This is a genomic window from Microbacterium sp. W4I20 (genome assembly GCF_030816505.1).
Classification (GTDB): Bacteria; Actinomycetota; Actinomycetes; order Actinomycetales; family Microbacteriaceae; genus Microbacterium.
Map to the genome: position 1 here is coordinate 580787 of NZ_JAUSYB010000001.1, position 18370 is coordinate 599156.

Sequence of the window (18370 nt, forward strand, 5' to 3'; positions counted from 1 at the left end):
CTGAGACCACGCGCGCGCTCTATGCTGGGGCACGTGAGCCAGTTCCAGCCTCCGCGCCCATGGATCGCCAGCTATGCGGCGGGAGTCCCCGAAGACCTCGCCCCCGTCGAGGGCTCGCTGATCGACATCGTCGCGGCGTCCGCCAGGGACTATCCCGACGCCCCTGCTCTGCAGTTCTTCGGCAGGGAGACGACCTACGCGGATCTGCAGACCCAGATCGACCGCGCCGCCGCCGGACTCCGCGACCTGGGTGTCCGCGCCGGAGACCCCGTGGCGATCGTGCTGCCCAACTGCCCGCAGCACATCGTGGCGTTCTACGCGGTGCTGCGCCTGGGTGCTGTCGTCGTGGAGCACAACCCGCTCTACACGCCGCGCGAACTCCGCAAGCAGTTCGAGGATCACGGCGCGAAGCACGCCATCGTGTGGAACAAGGTGGCGCGCACGGTGCAGGAGTTCCCTGTCGACCTCGCGGTCGCGAACCTCGTGTCGGTCGACGTGACGCGCGCGATGCCCTTCCTCACGCGCCTCGCGCTCCGCCTGCCCGTGGCGAAGGCCCGCGAATCGCGCGCCGCCCTCACTGAGAACGTGCGCGGCACCGTCGCGTGGGACTCGCTCGTGGCCTCCACGCCGATCCCCGCGACTCACCCCAAGCCGTCCACGGACGACCTCGCGATCATCCAGTACACCTCCGGCACCACGGGCACCCCCAAGGGCGCCTCGCTCACGCACCGCAATCTCCTGGCGAACGCCGCGCAGGCACGGGCCTGGGTTCCCTCGATCACGCGGGGCGACGGCTGCGTCGTCTACGCGGTGCTGCCGATGTTCCACGCCTACGGATTGACCCTCTGCCTCACCTTCGCGATGTCGATGGGCGCGCGGCTCGTACTGTTCCCGAAGTTCGACCCCGACCTGGTGCTCGACGTCGTCAAGAAGCATCCGGCGACGTTCCTGCCGCTCGTACCGCCCATCGCCGACCGGCTGCTCGCAGCCGCCCGCGCGAAGGGAGTGTCACTCGAGGGCATCGAGGTCGCCATCTCCGGCGCCATGGCGCTGCCGCACGACCTCGTCGTCCCGTTCGAGGAGGCGACGCACGGCTTCCTGGTGGAGGGGTATGGACTCAGCGAGTGCTCCCCCGTCCTGATGGCCAACCCGGTCGCCGCCCATCGCGTGCCCGGAACCGTCGGCCTCCCGCTGCCGGGCACGGAATGCCGGGTCGTCGATCCGGAGAACCCGACCCAGGACGTGCCGGAGGGATCACCGGGAGAACTGGTGGTCCGTGGCCCGCAGGTGTTCTCCGGGTACTACGGCAAGCCGGAGGAGACCGAGGAGGTCTTCGCCGACGGCTGGTTCCGCACCGGAGACATCGTCACCATCGATGACGCCGGCTTCGTCCGCATCGTCGACCGCATCAAGGAGCTCATCATCACCGGCGGCTTCAACGTCGCGCCCACCGAGGTCGAGAACGCACTTCGCCAGCATCCTCAGGTCACGGATGCTGCGGTCGTGGGTCTCGCGAGCGAGCATTCCGGCGAAGAGGTCGTCGCCGCGATCGTCGTCGACGGCGGCAGTGACGTCGACGTGGAGGCGATCCGCGAGTTCGCGCGCAGCATCCTCACCCCTTACAAGGTCCCGCGACGCATCTTCGTGGTCGACGAACTGCCGAAATCGCTCATCGGGAAGGTCCTTCGCCGCCAGGTCAAGGAGAAGCTCCTGGCGTTGACGACCGGTCGCTGAGGACGCCCTCACAGGCGGCGGACACCGCCGGGGCGCTACCCTTGGGAAGTGACTCCTGAAGATGCAGTGCTGACCGACGCCCCCGAGGACTCCCCCGCGACCCCCGGATTCGAGGAACTCGGCATCACCGGGCCCGTCCTCAAAGCCATCAAGGATCTCGGCTACGAGACGCCTTCCCCTATCCAGGCGGCGACCATTCCGACCCTGCTCTCGGGTCGTGACGTCGTCGGACAGGCCCAGACCGGTACGGGAAAGACCGCCGCCTTCGCGCTCCCCGTGCTCGAGCGCCTCGACGTGTCGCAGAAGATCCCGCAGGCCCTCGTGCTGGCGCCCACGCGCGAGCTCGCGCTGCAGGTGTGCGAGGCCTTCGAGTCCTACGCCTCGAAGATGAAGGGCGTCCACGTCCTCCCCGTCTACGGCGGACAGGGCTACGGCGTGCAGCTCTCTGCGCTGCGCCGCGGCGTGCACGTGATCGTCGGCACCCCCGGCCGCATCATGGACCACCTCGCCAAGGGCACCCTCGACCTGTCGGAGCTGAAGTACCTGGTCCTCGACGAGGCCGACGAGATGCTGAAGATGGGTTTCGCGGAGGACGTCGAGCAGATCCTGGCGCAGACTCCCGCCGAGAAGCAGGTCGCCCTGTTCTCGGCGACGATGCCCCCGCAGATCCGTCGCCTCGCGCAGAAGTACCTGCGTGAGCCGGAAGAGATCAGCATCAAGTCGAAGACCGCCACGGGCACGAACATCACGCAGCGCTACCTCGTGGTGTCGTACGCGCAGAAGGTCGACGCCCTCACCCGCATCCTCGAGGTCGAGAACTTCGACGGCATGATCGTCTTCGTCCGCACGAAGAACGAGACCGAGACGCTCGCCGAGAAGCTGCGGGCGCGCGGATACTCCGCCACCGCGATCAACGGCGACGTCGCGCAGGTGCAGCGCGAGCGCAGCGTGAACCAGCTGAAGGACGGCAAGCTCGACATCCTCGTGGCGACCGACGTCGCGGCCCGCGGCCTCGACGTCGAGCGCATCAGTCACGTGATCAACTTCGACATCCCCACCGACACCGAGTCGTACGTGCACCGCATCGGCCGCACCGGGCGGGCGGGCCGTACGGGTGACGCGATCAGCTTCATCACGCCGCGCGAGCGCTACCTGCTCAAGCACATCGAGAAGGCCACGCGTCAGCAGCCTGCTCAGATGCAGCTGCCGAGCACGGAGGACGTGAACACCACTCGTCTGAACCGCTTCGACGACGCGATCACCACCGCGCTCTCCGAGACCGGTCGCATCGAGGCGTTCCGCGACATCGTGGCGCACTACGTCCGTCATCACGACGTCCCCGAGGGCGATGTCGCCGCTGCGCTGGCCGTGGTCGCACAGGGCGACAAGCCGTTGCTCCTCGATCCGGCGAACGATCCGCTGACGAGGGCTGTCGAGGCCGACAATCGCCCGCCGAAGGAACGTGCCGGGCGGGATTCCCGCGAGCCTCGCGAGCCGCGCACGGAGCGCCGTGGCCGCGGCGACTACACCGCGTACCGCATCGAGGTGGGCCGCCGTCACCGGGTCGAGCCGCGTCAGATCGTCGGTGCGCTGGCGAACGAGGGCGGCCTCGGTCGCGACGACTTCGGTGTGATCAACATCCGCCCCGACTTCTCGACGGTCGAACTCCCCGCCAATCTCAGCCCCTCCGTGCTCGAGAAGCTGCGGGACACGCGCATCTCGGGTCGTCTGATCGAGATCAAGCCGGACCGTGGTCCGGCCGGCGGACGCCGCAGCAGCGGCCCGCGTGAGGACTCCCGCGACAGCGCGCCCCGCTACGAGCGCCGTGACCGCGACGAGCGCCCGGCCCGCAGCGATCGGGACGAGAAGCCGTTCCGCAAGCCGCGACACAAGAGCTGACGCACCACACCGCGGACGACACGAACCTCGCAGGAATCCCACCGGATCTCTGCGAGGTTCGCGTCGTTCTGCGCTCGTGCGGCGGCGTCAGACGGCCTCCCGTGCGAGTTGGGCGGCGATGTCGATCAGCGGTTCCGGATGTGCGAGCAATGCCCGCTGCTCCGGGTTCGCGATGAGGTGTCCCAGCAGCCGATGCGCGCCATCGACCGTCGGCGCCCAGTAGCCGCCGACGTGATGACGACTCAGCGGCACGGTCGTGGACTCGCCGTCGACGGTCAGCGTGACGGCACCGTCGTCGGGATCGGCATCGAGATCGGCCAGCACGACGGCCGTGAGAGCTCCGAGAACCACGGTGCTGACGAGGCCGGGGAGCCGGAAGCGCGTCGTCGGCACGTCGAGCACGATCGATTCGATTCCGTCCCACGAGAGGATGCCGCGGTTGCCGTTGCCCTCGCGCAGGATCACCGCGTCCGGTGTCAGCCGCAGGTGATTTCGTCCGGGGTCGCCGACGGCCAGTGCATCGGCAACGGCGATCAGCGGTCCGTAGCGCTTCACGCGTCGTCGCTCGCCTGCTCCAGTGCGCCAGGCCCTTCGGTGACGAGGATATGGAACTGTGCGGCATCCAGGATGCGGATGCCGAGCTCCTCGGCTTTCCCGAGCTTGGATCCGGCGCCGGGACCGGCCGCCACGAAGTCGGTCTTCTTCGACACGCTCGACGCCGCCTTGCCGCCGGCCTGGATGATCGCCTCCTGGGCGCCCTCTCGCGTGTAGCCGTCGAGGGAACCGGTGGCGACCACCGTGACGCCCTCGAGCACGCCCCCGGCAGCAACGGCGCCGCCCGGTCCGGGGTGACCAGGAGTCGCCCACTGCACACCGGCCTCGGTCCAGCGTCGCAGGATCTCCTGATGCCAGTCGATCTCGAACCAGGCGAGCAGGGAGTCGGCGATGATTCCCCCCACTCCCTCGACCGCCGCCAACTCATCCCGCGACGCCGCGCGGATCGCGTCGAGCGAACCGAACCACTGCGCCAGCGCGCGGGCCGCGGACGGCCCGACGTGGCGGACATTGAGCGACACCAGCAGGCGCCACAGGTCCTTCGTCTTCGCCTTCTCCAGCTCGGCCAGCAGCGTCAGGGCCTGCGAGGAGGGCTGAGGCCCCTCGGCACCCGCCTTCTTCTCGGCCGCGGTGGGGTTGCGCCGGAAAGGCGCCCTCGTCTTCACGAGCCCGTCGTCGTCCTGCTTGGGCAGCCCCGTCTCGGAGTCGCGAACGACGAGCTCGATCGGCACCAGCTGCTCGAGCGTGAGAGCGAACAATCCGGCCTCGGTCTCCAGCGGCGGAACCGACGGCGAGGTGGGCTGGGTCAGAGCGGCCGCCGTCACCTCTCCGAGGGCTTCGACGTCGAGCGCGCCGCGGGAGCCGATGTGCTCGACCCGGCCGCGCACCTGCGCAGGACACGAGCGAGCGTTCGGGCAGCGCAGGTCGATATCGCCCTCCTTCATCGGCCGCAGCGGCGTGCCGCACTCCGGGCACACGTCCGGCATCACGAATTCGCGCTCCGTACCGTCGCGCTTCTCGACCACCGGGCCGAGCACCTCGGGGATGACGTCACCCGCCTTGCGGAGCACCACCGTGTCGCCGATCAGCACGCCCTTGGCCTTGACCACGTCCTTGTTGTGCAGCGTGGCCTGGCGTACGACGGATCCTGCGACCTGCGCCGGAGCCATGACGGCGAAGGGCGTGGCGCGACCGGTGCGGCCGACGGAGACCACGATGTCGAGCAGCTTCGTCTGCACCTCCTCCGGCGGGTACTTGTAGGCGATCGCCCAGCGGGGTGCGCGACTCGTGGCGCCCAGCTCATCGTGCAGGTCGAGTTCATCGACCTTGACGACGATGCCGTCGAGCTCGTGCTCGATGTCGTGCCGGTGCTCGCCGAAGTACTCCACGAACTCCGCCACCTCGTCGATCGTGCGGCAGACCTTCGTGTGCGGGCTCGTCGGCAGGCCCCATTCGGCGAGCAGTTCGTACACCTCGCTCTGTGCCGCCACCGGTGGGTTGCTCCACGCGCCGACGCCGTGCACGTACAGTGCCAGCGACTCGATGCGCAGCAGTCCCGCCTCGAGCTCGAGCCCGTCCTTCTTGTCGATCTGCTGGCGGAGGCCGCCGCTCGCGGCATTCCGCGGGTTCGCGAACGAGGGGAACCGCCGTGCCGCGGCCGTGCGCGCCTTGTCCTCGTCGAACGGCTTCTTCCCACCGCCGCGCGCCTCCCAGCGCGCCAGAGCATCGGCGTAGGCGCGGTCGCGGAACGCCGCCTGCGCGGCGTTCAACCGCTCGAATGCGGCGACGGGAATGAACACCTCACCGCGGACCTCGACGATCGTCGGGTGCCCCTCTCCGCTGAGCCGCTCGGGGATCTCCGGCAACCGGAGCGCGTTCTCCGTGACGATCTCGCCCACCCGTCCGTCGCCACGCGTGGCGGCCGAGGTGAGCACGCCGTTCTCATAGCGCAGGTTGATGGCGAGTCCGTCGATCTTCAGCTCGGTGAGCCAGTCCACCCGCCGGCCGGCGGAGCTCTGCGTCTTCGCAGCCCACTCCCGCAGCTCGTCGAGCGAGAACACGTTGTCGAGGCTCAGCATGCGGTCGGCGTGCTCGATGGTCGCGAGGCCGGTCGCCTCGGCGGCGCCCACCGTCTGCGTGGGCGAGTCCTGGCCCTGCAGCTCGGGATGCAGCCGCTCGAGCTCCTCGAGCCGGTGCATCCATCCGTCATAGGTGAAATCGTCGACGACCGACGTGTCTCGCCCGTAGTAGGCGTCCTTCGCATCGAGGATGCGAGTGGTCAGCTCTCGGGCTTCGGTTCGGGCGTCTTCCAGCGAGATGTTCTCCGGCACCCCGCCAGTCTACGAGCGGGTGCCGACATCCATCGAGGGCTACGCGCCGACCGGAACGGCCGACACGGTGGTGTCGATCGTGAACTGCCCGAGCACCCTGGTGCCGACGTAGAGCACGGCTGTCTGCCCCGGCGCCACACCGTCGAGCGGCTCGACCGGCACGACGCGCAGTCCCTCCTCCGACACGGATGCCGTCGCCGGCACCGGCTCGGAGTGCGCGCGGATCTGCACGTGGCACTCGAACGACGAGTCGGCGGGTCCCGCGCCCGCCCAGCTGAACCGCTGTCCGGCGATCTCCGCGATCGCGAGAGCCTCCTTCGGCCCGACGACCACGGTGTTCGAGACCGGCCGCACCTCGAGGACGAACCGCGGCTTCCCGTCCGCCGCCGGCACGCCGAGCTTGAGTCCGCGTCGCTGGCCGACGGTGAAGCTGTGCGCCCCTTCGTGGGACCCGACGACGGCGCCGGCGCGGTCCACGATCTCGCCCGTCGCGGTGCCGACCTTCTCGGCGAGCCAGCCGCGCGTGTCGCCGTCGGGGATGAAGCAGATGTCGTGGCTGTCGGGCTTCTGCGCGACGGTCAGACCGCGGGCCTCCGCCTCGGCGCGCACGACGGCCTTCGACGGAGTCGTGCCGAGCGGGAAGTAGGTGTGCGCGAGCTGCTCCGTCGTCAGCACGCCCAGCACGTAGGACTGGTCCTTCGCGTTGTCGGCCGCGCGGTGCAGCTCGAGTCCCTGTTCGCCGTCGATCAGCGTGGCGTAGTGGCCCGTGCACACCGCGTGGAATCCCAACTCGATCGCACGCTCGAGGAGCGCGGCGAACTTGATCTTCTCGTTGCACCGCATGCACGGGTTCGGGGTGCGACCGGCCTGGTACTCGGCGATGAAGTCACCGATCACGTCGTCGCGGAACCGCTCGGAGAAGTCCCAGACGTAGAAGGGGATGCCGAGCAGATCCGCGGCACGGCGGGCGTCGAGCGCATCCTCGATCGTGCAGCATCCGCGGCTGCCGGTCCGGAGGGTGCCGCCTGCCCGCGACAGGGCCAGGTGCACGCCGACCACGTCGTGGCCCGCGTCCACCGCACGCGCAGCCGCGACGGCGGAGTCCACCCCACCACTCATCGCCGCAAGTATCCGCATGAGAACAGTCTACGAGCGCCCGCCTGAGCCGGACCCGGATGCCCGCGCCACAGCATCGGCGATCACCCCGGTGACCGCGTCGACATCGACCTCGGTGGAGGTGCGGCCGAGCGAGAAGCGCAGAACGCTGCGCGCATCCCGCTCGCTGCGTCCCATCGCCATGACGACGTGCGAGGGCTCCGCGACTCCGGCCTGGCAGGCGGATCCGGTCGAGGCCGCGACGCCGGCCACGTCGAGCAGGAAGAGGAGGCTCTCTCCCACGGCACCGGGGAACAGGAGGTGAGCGTTGCCGGGCAGTCTCTGGTCGGGGTCACCGAGGAGCTCGGCCGTGGGGACGGCCGACCGGATGCCGGATACCAGCCGCTCGCGCAGCGCGCGCAGCCGCGCCGACTCGCTCTCCCGCTCCGCCTCGGCGAGCTCCACTGCGGTGGCGAACGCGGCGGCGCCGGCGATGTCCTGCGTACCCGCCCGAAGGCCCCGCTGCTGGGCGCCGCCGCGCAGCAGCGCCGTCAGCCGGGCCGTCCTCGCCGCGACGAGCACGCCGATACCGACGGGCGCGCCGATCTTGTGACCGGCGAAGCTCATCGCCACGAGTCCGACTCCCGGAGCCGCATCCGCCCGCAGCGCGCGGAAGGACAGCGGCACATGGCCGAGTGCCGCCACCGCATCCACGTGCATCGGCACTCCGGCGGCCGCGGCGGCTGCCGTCAGCGCCGCGACGTCGTTGAGGGTGCCCGCCTCGTTATTGGCGAACAGCCCGGTCGCGAGCGCGGCCCCCGGAAGCTCGGCAGCGAAGGCTACGGTGTCGATCCGGGCGACCGACGTGACCCGAACCGCACGCAGCACCGCCCCCTCCTCCACGAGCGCTGCGACGGTGTCCATGGTGGCGTGGTGCTCGGCATCCGGCATGACGATCGCCTCCGTGCCGGCGGCACGCGCCCGCCACATGCCCTGCAGCGCGAGATTGATCGACTCCGTGCCTCCGGAGGTGAAGACGATCTCGATCGGGTCGGCGCCGAGCACGGCGGCCGCGCGTTCGCGCGACTCCTCGAGCAGCCTGCGCGCGTCCTGACCTGCCCCATGGGTCGACGAGGCATTGCCGATCGTCTCGGACGCGGCGAGCCAGGCGTCGCGCGCTTCCGGCCGCAGTGGCGTGGTCGCCGCGTGATCGAGGTAGTGCCGCATCCTCCGATTCTCCCCCGAATTCTGCCGCCGGGCGCAGAGCGCACGTGGAACCGAGTGCACCGTGGCGTGGGACCGCGGAACATCCGCCTAGTGTGTACTCATGCCCGAGTCCCGAGACTTCACCGCGCCCGGCGGTCCAGCCCTCGACAACCTCGGCGTCCGTCTGCACGACGGCGTCGGCACGCTGCGCGTCTGGTCACGCAACGCGTCCTCCGTCGAACTCGTCGTGTTCGACGCCACCGACCTCGACTGGGCGACCGATGAAGCACCCCTGGAGCGGCGCCCCGGCGGGATCTGGGAGATCACCACGCCGCTGCTGCAGCCCGGTGTCCGGTACGCGATCCGCGTCGGCGGCCCGCACGGCCCGGGGAACACATACAACCCCGAGAGCATGCTGCTCGACCCGTACGCCCGGGGCCTCGCCCAGGGCGACGGCTACGAGGAGTGGCGCTCGGTCGTCATCGTCGACGGCTTCGACTGGGGCGATTCCCGCAAGCCCCGGGTCCCGCTCGATCGGACGGTCATCTACGAGGGTCATCTCAAGGGCCTCACCAAGCGCCATCCGAACGTGCCGCCGGCGCTACATGGAACCTATGCGGGGCTCGCGCACCCGGCCATGATCGAGCACTTCCACTCGCTCGGCATCACCTCGATCGAGCTCCTCCCGGTGCACGCCTTCGTTCCCGAGCCTCGGTTGCTCGAACGCGGACTCACGAACTACTGGGGCTACAACACCCTCAACTTCTTCACCCCGCACAACGCCTACGCCACGGAGAGTGCCCGCAAGGCAGGCCCCGAGGCGGTCCTCGCGGAGTTCAAGGGCATGGTTCGGCTGCTCCACGAGGCGGGCCTGGAGGTCATCCTCGACGTCGTCTACAACCACACGTCGGAAGAGGGCATCGGCGGCCCGCGCTCGAGTCTGCGCGGCATCGACAACGCGAGCTACTACCGCCAGGACGACGCCGGGGTGTACATCGACACGACCGGATGCGGCAACACGCTCGACACCTCCGTCGACGCCGGCGCACGGCTGGTTCTGGACTCCCTCCGGTACTGGGCCGAGGAGATGCAGATCGACGGGTTCCGGTTCGATCTCGCGGCCGCGATCGCGCGTGACGGTGCGCACACCTACACGCCGGAGCATCCGCTTCTCACCGCCATCGCGAACGACCCGATCCTCGCCGACACCAAGCTCATCGCCGAGCCGTGGGACGTCGGTCTCGGCGGCTGGCAGACCGGCAACTTCCCGTCCGGCTGGCACGAATGGAACGACCGCTATCGCGACCGCGTGCGCAACTTCTGGCTGAGCGACATCGACTATGCGCGCAGGGCATCGGCGCCGGTGGGCATCGGCGGCTTCGCGACGCGGCTCGCCGCGGTCGTCGAACACCTTCGCGGATGAGCGGGGCCCGCTGGCGAGCGTGAACTTCGTCACCGCGCACGACGGTTTCACACTGCATGATCTGGTCTCGTACGACGTGAAGCACAACGAGGCGAACGGCGAGCAGAACCGCGACGGCGCCGACATGAATCGCGCGTTCAACCACGGCGTCGAGGGCCCGACCGACGATCCGAGCATCCTGAAGGCGCGCCGCAAGGCGATGCGCAACCTGCTCGGCACCCTCCTCCTCTCCGCCGGCATCCCGATGCTCACGGCGGGCGACGAGGTCGGACGCACCCAGCGCGGCAACAACAACGCCTACGCGCAGGACTCAGCGCTGACCTGGCTCGGCTGGGAGTTCGAGCCGTGGCAGGAGGACCTGCGCGCGCATGTGACCCGCCTGATCGCTCTCCGCAACGCCAACCCGGCCCTGCGACCGAGTCGCTACGCGCGTCTCGGCGAGCACATCCCGAACGCCTCCGTCATGGACTGGTTCGACCAGAACGGCGAGACGATGGAGAGCGGGCAGTGGGCGGACCCCGGCAATCGCACGCTGCAATACGTGGCCGCGTCCACGCCCGACCGCGAAGCCGCGAACCGCATCCTGCTGATCGTGCACGGCACGGAGTCGCCCATCGACGTGCGTCTGCCCGAGGAGATCGAGGGAGCGACGCGGTTCGTCTCGCTCTGGTCGAGCGCGGACGAGCAGCCCTCCGACGACGCCGAATCGTTCGCACCGGGCGACGTTCTGTCCACCTCCGGAACGTCGATGAGACTGTTCCGCGTCGAATGATGTCAATCGACGGCGGCGTTGTCCACCCGCTGCGCCGGATTCGACGAGCGCGGTAGATTCGGCTTGTGGCTGAACGTGTTGGAAGAACCCCGCCCCCGGCTCTTCGGAGCCCCGCGCAGATCCCGACGCGCCCATCGGGTGAGATGACAGAAGTCGCGGACACGCGAGCGCCGCGCATCCCGCTCCTGCACGGCTCTCCCTCGGTTCCCGGCGGCTTCCCCGCAAAGGCGTTCGTCGGCGAGGTCGTCCCGTTCAGCGTGGTCGCGTTCCGCGAGGGGCACGACATCATCGGCGTGCACGTGCGGCTCACCGCACCGAGCGGCGAGGAGAGCCTGCATCGCCTCTCGCCGCGGAACGACGGCACCGACACTTGGTCGACCGAGATCGCGCTGGACGAGCAGGGACCGTGGACCTACCGGTTCGAGGCCTTCTCCGACGATTTCGCGACGTGGGCCCACGCCGCCGAGCTCAAGGTCGCCGCGGGCGTCGACGTGCCTGTGATGGCGGCTCTGGGGGCCGAGCTCCTGCGCCGCGCGGCGGCCGAGACGGATCGGCCGGCAGCACAACGGAAGCGCCTGGCCGCGGATGCCGCGTCGCTCGCGAGCGGGGACGCCCAGACCACGATCGATCTCTCGACGGATGCCGAGCTGGCCCGGATCTTCGCCGAACGACCGCTCACGACGCTTCGCTCCGCCGCCGAACCCCAGACCCTGCTGGTCGACCGCGTCGGCGCCGGAGTGGGCGCGTGGTACGAGTTCTTCCCGCGCTCCGAGGGAGCCAGGCGGCTCAAGGACGGCACGGTGAAGAGCGGCACGTTCCGGACGGCGGCGAAGCGCCTCCCCGGCGTCGCGCAGATGGGCTTCGACGTCCTGTACCTGGTGCCGATACATCCGATCGGGACGACCAACCGGAAGGGCCGCAACAACACCCTCGTCACCGAGGACGGCGATCCGGGCTCCCCGTACGCGATCGGCTCGGCGGAAGGCGGTCACGACGCCATCCACCCCGATCTGGGGACCGCGCAGGACTTCCGCGCGTTCGTCCGCGCCGCGCGGAAAGAGGGCCTGGAAGTCGCCCTCGATCTCGCCCTCCAGGCGTCGCCCGACCACCCGTGGGTCGCTGAGCATCCCGAGTGGTTCACCACCCTTCCCGACGGCACCATCGCCTACGCGGAGAATCCCCCCAAGAAGTACCAGGACATCTATCCGCTGAACTTCGACAACGACCCGGCGGGAATCTACGCCGAGATGTTGCGGATCGTGCGCCACTGGGTCGCGCAGGGCGTGAAGATCTTCCGCGTCGACAACCCGCACACCAAGCCGCTGCAGTTCTGGGAATGGCTGATCGGCACCGTCAACGCCGAAGACCCCGACGTGGTCTTCCTCGCCGAGGCCTTCACCCGCCCCGCGGTCATGCGCGCACTCGCCGCCGTGGGATTCCAGCAGAGCTACAGCTACTTCACCTGGCGCAACACGAAGGCGGAGCTCGAGGAGTTCCTCACCTCGGTGTCGCAGGAGACCAGCGACTACATGCGGCCGAACCTCTTCGTCAACACGCACGACATCCTGACCGAGTACCTGCAGTTCGGGGGCAGGGCCGCCTACCGCATCCGCGTCTGCATCGCGGCGACGGCCGCACCGATCTACGGCGTCTACGCCGGCTACGAGCTCTTCGAGAACGTCGCGCGGCCCGGATCCGAAGAGAACAACGACAACGAGAAGTACGAGTTCAAGTTCCGGGACTGGGCGGGCGCCGAAGAACGCGGAGAGTCGCTCGCCCCTCTGCTTCGACGACTGAACGAGATCCGGCAGGCGCACCCCGCGCTTCGCCAGCTGCGCAACTTCTCGGCGCACTGGAGCGACGACGACTCCGTGCTCGTCTACAGCAAGCACCTCGCGGCCGAGTTCACCGGCACGGGCAAGCCCGACACGATCATCGTGGTCGCCAACGTCGACCCGCATTCGGTGCGCGAGACGACGGTGCACCTCGACACCACGCGGTGGGGCGTTCCGCTCGGCGAGACGTTCGAGGTGGAGGACCTCCTCACCGGCGCGGTGTGGACCTGGAACGAGCACAACTACGTGCGGCTCGACGCCTTCGCCGAACCCGTGCACATCCTGAAGGTGAGGGACCGGTCATGAGCTACGTGGAAGACGTCACGGCATCCGCGGACTGGGAGGCGGTCGCCGCCGCAGAGCATCACGATCCCCACTCCGTGCTCGGCTCGCATCCGATGAAGGACGCTGCCGACCGCACCGTGACCGTCGTGCGGGTCCGCCGCCCGCTCGCCACCACGGTGGAGGCGGTCTTCGACGACGGGAGCCGGCTCCCTCTCGCGCATGTGGCCCACGGCATCTGGGAGGCACAGCACCCCGGCCCTCCGCTCCCCTATCGTGTCGCGACGACCTACGGCGAGGACGAGGAATCCGTCACCGGTGACCCGTACCGCCATGCTCCGACCCTCGGAGACATCGACATGCATCTGATCGCCGAGGGGCGGCACGAACGCCTGTGGCAGGCTCTGGGCGCCCATGTCCGCACCCTCGACGGCGAGCACGGCGTCTCGTTCGCCGTCTGGGCGCCGAACGCCTCGGCGGTGCGCGTGGTCGGAGACCACAACGGCTGGAACGGCGAGACGCACGCGATGCGCTCGATGGGTGTGAGCGGTCTCTGGGAGCTCTTCATCCCGGGCCTGTCCGCCGGCACGAAGTACAAGTACCAGATCCGCACGCGCGAGGGCGGTTGGATCCTCAAGGCCGACCCGATGGCACTCGCCGCCGAGGTGCCCCCGGACACGGCATCCGTCGTGGCGACCTCGTCGTATGTCTGGACCGATGGCGCCTGGATGACCCGGCGCGCGGCCACCCACGCCGTAGCGCAGCCGCTCTCGATCTACGAGATCCACCTCGGGTCGTGGCGGAACGGTCTGGGCTATCGCGATATCGCCGACCCGCTCATCCAGCACGTCACGGAAGCCGGATTCACGCACGTCGAGTTCATGCCGCTCGCCGAGCACCCCTTCGGCGGCTCCTGGGGCTACCAGGTCAGCGGGTACTACGCGCCGACCAGTCGGTTCGGAAGCCCCGACGACCTGCGCTATCTGATCGACCGGCTGCACCAGGCCGGCATCGGCGTGATCATGGACTGGGTTCCCGGCCATTTCCCGAAGGACGCGTTCGCATTGGCGCGCTTCGACGGCCAGCCGCTGTACGAGCACCCGGACCCTCGGCGCGGCGAGCACCAGGACTGGGGCACGCTGATCTTCGACTACGGCCGCCCCGAGGTGCGCGGCTTCCTCGTCGCGAACGCGCTGTACTGGTTCGAGGAGTTCCACGTCGACGGGCTGCGAGTGGATGCTGTCGCATCCATGCTCTATCTCGACTACTCCCGCGACGAGGGTGAGTGGGAGCCGAACATCCATGGTGGCCGGGAGAATCTCGAGGCGATCCGTTTCCTCCAGGAAGTCAACGCGACGGCATACCGCCTGCACCCGGGCATCCTGATGATCGCCGAGGAATCCACCAGCTTCCCCGGAGTGACCGCACCGACCGATCACGCAGGACTCGGATTCGGGTTCAAGTGGAACATGGGGTGGATGAACGACTCGCTCCAGTACATCGAACGCGACCCGATGTACCGCGCGCATCATGAGGGCGAGATGACCTTCTCCTTCGTCTACGCGTTCGGCGAGAACTACCTTCTGCCGATCAGTCACGACGAGGTCGTGCACGGCAAGGGGAGCCTGCTGGCGAAGATGCCCGGAGACCACTGGCACAAGCTGGCGAACCTCCGCGCCTACCTCGCCTACATGTGGGGGCACCCCGGCAAGAAGCTGCTCTTCATGGGGCAGGAGTTCGGTCAGCTCGCGGAGTGGTCCGAGGGACGAGAGCTGGACTGGTGGCTGCTCGATCAGCCCTCCCACGCCCAGCTGCAGGGCTTCGTCGGTGCGCTGAACCACACCTACCGTGCTCAGGCTCCGCTCTGGGAACGGGATAGCGACGGGTCGTCCTTCTCCCGCCTCGGCGCGCCGACGTGGGAGCCGACGATCATCGCCTTCGAGCGCCGGGACGCGCACGGTGGTCGGCTGGTCGTGATCAGCAACTTCGCGGGAGTCGAGCGCACCGCACACCGTCTCGTCCTCCCCCGCGAAGGCGTGTGGGAAGAGATCCTGAACACGGATGCCGGTGACTACGGTGGGCGCGGATCAGGAAACCTGGGCATGGTCATCGCGCACACCGAGGACGGTGGCCAGCCCACGGCCACCTTCACCCTTCCCGCGCTCTCCACGCTGTGGCTGCGTCATCAGCCCGAGCCGCACGTGCCGACGATCAGCCACGGCTGAACGACCCGCCGAACCGGCTGTCGTCAGAAGAGCCGGCTCTCGTCAGAAGAGCAGCTCTCGTCAGAAGAGCAGCGACGACAGCCGGTTCCGGGCCGCGATCACGCGCGGGTCCGCTGCACCGATGAGGCCGAAGAGCTCCACCAGGCGCTCGCGCACGGGGGTGCGCTGGTCGGCGGGAAGCTGAGCGAACAGGTCGAGCAGGCGCAGGAACGAGTCCTCGACGTGACCGCCGGCGATGTCGAGGTCCGCGACCGCGAACTGCGCATCGATGTCGAGGGGCGCGTTCGCCGCAGCAGCGCGCGCCTCCTGCAGGTCGAGGCCCTGCACGCGGTCGAGCAGCCGGACCTGACCGAGACCCGCGATCGCGTCCTCATCACGCGGATTCTCGGCGAGAGCTTTCTCGTAGGCCCGGATCGCCGCGGCGTAGTCGCCGATCTCGATGGCTGCGAAGGCCTCCGCGTGCAGGGGCGGCAGCGGCGGCTCTTCCTCCGGTGCCGCTTCGGCCGGAGCGTCGCCCACGGACAACGAGCCCGTGACGCCGTTCTGCGCGGCGACCTGGAGCAGTTGTGCGAAGACCTCGCGCACCTGCTGCTCGGGGACCGCCCCGGTGAACATCGGCACCGGCTGTCCGGCGATGAGCGCCACGACCATCGGGATCGACTGCGCGCGGAAGCTCTGTGCGAGCTGCGGATTCGCGTCGACGTCGACCTTGGCGAGGAGAACCCGGCCGCCGAGCTCCCTGGTCACCTTCTCGATGATGGGGCTCAGCTGCTTGCACGGACCGCACCATTCCGCCCACAGGTCGACGACGACCGGTACCGTGCGCGAGATCTCGAGGATCTGACCGAAGGTCTCGTCCGTGGCGTCCACCACCACATCCACGACGCCGGGCGCGGGGGCCGGGGCGCCATCCGGTGACGCGGCCGGACGGTTCCGCAGGCTCGACAGGTCTACGGCGCCGCGCAGCGCGGCCGGGGAGATTTCGCTCACTTGATCACCTTCGCTGACAGCATGTCCTGGCGCACGGCCAGGAGTCGGATCTGCTCCGAGGAGCCCTGTGCGGGCACCGAGAAGAACAACTGGAATCCATACGTGGACTCGACGCCCTTGGCGGCCTCCGACACACCCGTCAGTGCCTTGGCCTGCGGGTTGTCGGCGAGGCGGATGACGGCATCCGAGACGGTCGGCGTCACCTTCTCGATGTCCTCGAGCGAGATCGCCACGATCGCGCCGCTGTCGAGTGTGGTCATCGACACGGGGTCGTCACCGGTGGGGACCATGTCGAACGCCGCCTTCGACGTCTTGTCGGCGCCCTTGTCCTTGAGCTTCTGGTTGAGGGCGGCGCGGCTCTCGGTGATCGACTTCGCCAGGCTCAGCGAGATGTCGTCGAAGAGGTCGTACGACGGGCTCTTCTCCCCGGCGTCGACGACATCGGCGAAGGCTGCAGCGAGCTCGGCGGGCGGCATCCGCAGGAAGGCGGAGTCGGAGGGTACGAGCGAGCTCCCCAACCACGGTGCCGCGACCTCAGGGAACACCACGTCAGCCGACATCTCGGCCATGTCGGTGACCTTGTAGTTCGCCCAGGGGTCCTGCTGCGTCATCGTCAGGATCACCGGCGGCACGGTGTCATCCTCGGTGCTCTTGGACAGCACGAGCACGGTGCGCGGCCAGCGGTCGGTCGCCTCGGGAAGCACGACCTCGAACTTGTCGGTAGGGATCGCCGAAGGCAGCGGGGTGTCGGTGAGCTTCGTGCGCAGAGCGTATTCGGTGGTCCGCGCGGCCAATGCCCGTCCGTCGAGGCGGGTCTTGGCGAGATCGAGATCGAGGGCCGTGTCGGCCTCGACGAGGGTGTCCGAGATGTTCTGCAGGATTCGCGTCGCCTGGGCTTCGGTGACAGCCGGCGGCTTCTGGTTCTCGGGTGCGATCACCGTCGGGGTGGGCGAAGGTGTCGGCGCGGCGTCTCCGAACTGCGGCCAGGATTCAGCGGAGCAGCCGGCAGCGAGCACGGCGGTCAGCGCCAGAGCCGGAAGGGCCAACAGGCGACGGCGGCGGTTCGGGCGGGACGCGCGCATCGCGTTGCGGGAATCCTGCTCTCTGGCTTCGTCCACGATCTCGGCCTCCTCGACCTCCGGCGTCGGATCGCTGTTCGGAGTGGTCTCGTCCGTCGCCGGTTCAAGAGCAGCTCGATCCGCGGCCGGCAACGCGGCTACATCGATGGGCTCGGTGATCGGCATGGGACCGGGTCCCTTGCGCCGCGGGCCACGACCTCGCCGCTGATAGCGGATTCCGAGGATGTACAGGATGAGTCCGATCAGCAGCACGACACCGCCGGCGACCATGAGCGGACCGGCCCAGGGCGTCGTGTTGTCGAGCGGCCAGGAGACGACGATGTCGTCGGGGGCATTCTCGGTGCCGTCGTGCGCGATCAGGACGCTGGTGCCCTCCGGCAGCTGCATGTTGTCGGCGATGAGGGCGTTCTCGTCGCTGAAGGAGTCCAGCCACAGGTCCGACCCGACCGGGTTGCGGCCGGTGGGCTCCTCCCCCGTCGCGTCGCCGGGGTTCTCCTCGGAACCCGCCTCGGGTTCCTCAGCAGGCTCGTCGGTCGGGGCAGCCGCTTCGACGTGCGTGACCTCGAGTGCGCCCGCCTTGTCGACCGTCACGTGGTTGTAAGCCGAGTCCGCCAGCCACGCCTCCATGTCGGGCGTGCGACCGTAGCTGGCGAAGATCTCTCCGCCGCCGCGGATGAGCAGGGTCTGCGCCCCGGGGTTGGTCCGGAGGACGTCGCCGTCGAGGAGGACGAACGGGGCCGGCTCCTCGATGTCGACCTTCGTCTGTTGGGAGTCGGGTCCGAGGAAGATGGTGCGCTGAGCCATCCCCGACCCGATCAGCACCGCGGCCAGCACGAAGGCCACGACGGCCCATACGAAACGCACGAATAGTCTCCTCACGCGTCGCAGACACCCGTCCGAGACGCAACACTCGACATTCCAGACTAGCGAAAGCTCCTGTGTGTT

Annotated in this window: 10 protein-coding genes and 1 pseudogene; 5 read left to right on the forward strand and 6 right to left on the reverse strand. The window is 69.0% G+C overall.

Annotated features, from left to right (window positions below; genetic code table 11):
- Window positions 1-33: 33 nt before the first annotated feature.
- Window positions 34-1734 (forward strand): long-chain-fatty-acid--CoA ligase, encoded by a 1701-nt coding sequence (locus QFZ21_RS02880; RefSeq protein WP_307374237.1) that lies wholly within the window; start codon window positions 34-36, stop codon window positions 1732-1734.
- A gap of 66 nt (window positions 1735-1800) precedes the next feature.
- Window positions 1801-3633: a DEAD/DEAH box helicase gene (locus QFZ21_RS02885; protein WP_307381190.1), complete on the forward strand. Its 1833-nt coding sequence runs from the start codon at window positions 1801-1803 to the stop codon at window positions 3631-3633.
- An 87-nt stretch (window positions 3634-3720) separates the two neighbouring features.
- Here QFZ21_RS02885 and QFZ21_RS02890 read toward each other — a convergent pair whose 3' ends face one another.
- Genes QFZ21_RS02890 through QFZ21_RS02905 form a run of 4 tightly spaced genes read right to left on the reverse strand, consistent with a single transcriptional unit; the run spans window position 3721 to window position 8840 of the window.
- On the reverse strand, window positions 3721-4188 hold the full coding sequence (locus QFZ21_RS02890; protein ID WP_307374238.1) for a hypothetical protein: 468 nt from the start codon (window positions 4186-4188) through the stop codon (window positions 3721-3723).
- Window positions 4185-6518: an NAD-dependent DNA ligase LigA gene (gene ligA / locus QFZ21_RS02895; protein WP_307374240.1), complete on the reverse strand. Its 2334-nt coding sequence runs from the start codon at window positions 6516-6518 to the stop codon at window positions 4185-4187. Before ligA ends, QFZ21_RS02890 begins: the two co-directional genes overlap by 4 nt.
- Window positions 6519-6557: 39 nt before the next feature.
- The gene (mnmA, locus tag QFZ21_RS02900) at window positions 6558-7655 is read right to left on the reverse strand and encodes a tRNA 2-thiouridine(34) synthase MnmA (RefSeq protein WP_307374241.1); all 1098 of its coding nucleotides are present in this window, start codon (window positions 7653-7655) and stop codon (window positions 6558-6560) included.
- 9 nt (window positions 7656-7664) lie between these two features.
- Window positions 7665-8840 carry a cysteine desulfurase family protein gene (locus tag QFZ21_RS02905; protein WP_307374243.1) on the reverse strand — a complete coding sequence of 392 codons (1176 nt, stop codon included), beginning with the start codon at window positions 8838-8840 and terminating at the stop codon, window positions 7665-7667.
- A gap of 100 nt (window positions 8841-8940) precedes the next feature.
- On the opposite strand from QFZ21_RS02905, the pseudogene glgX reads away from it, so the two are divergent.
- The 3 genes and pseudogenes from glgX to glgB all read left to right on the forward strand — a co-directional run bounded on the left by glgX (window position 8941) and on the right by glgB (window position 15356).
- Window positions 8941-11014, forward strand: a pseudogene (gene glgX, locus QFZ21_RS02910) (glycogen debranching protein GlgX).
- A gap of 143 nt (window positions 11015-11157) precedes the next feature.
- Entirely contained in the window at window positions 11158-13155 is a 1998-nt protein-coding gene (locus QFZ21_RS02915; protein WP_307374245.1) for an alpha-1,4-glucan--maltose-1-phosphate maltosyltransferase, read from the forward strand.
- On the forward strand, window positions 13152-15356 hold the full coding sequence (gene glgB / locus QFZ21_RS02920; RefSeq protein ID WP_307374248.1) for a 1,4-alpha-glucan branching protein GlgB: 2205 nt from the start codon (window positions 13152-13154) through the stop codon (window positions 15354-15356). Before QFZ21_RS02915 ends, glgB begins: the two co-directional genes overlap by 4 nt.
- Before the next feature lie 60 nt (window positions 15357-15416).
- On the opposite strand, the gene QFZ21_RS02925 is transcribed toward glgB, so the two are convergent.
- Entirely contained in the window at window positions 15417-16346 is a 930-nt protein-coding gene (locus QFZ21_RS02925; protein ID WP_307374250.1) for a tetratricopeptide repeat protein, read from the reverse strand.
- Window positions 16343-18289 (reverse strand): glycosyl transferase, encoded by a 1947-nt coding sequence (locus QFZ21_RS02930; RefSeq protein ID WP_307374252.1) that lies wholly within the window; start codon window positions 18287-18289, stop codon window positions 16343-16345. Before QFZ21_RS02930 ends, QFZ21_RS02925 begins: the two co-directional genes overlap by 4 nt.
- Window positions 18290-18370 lie beyond the last annotated feature (81 nt).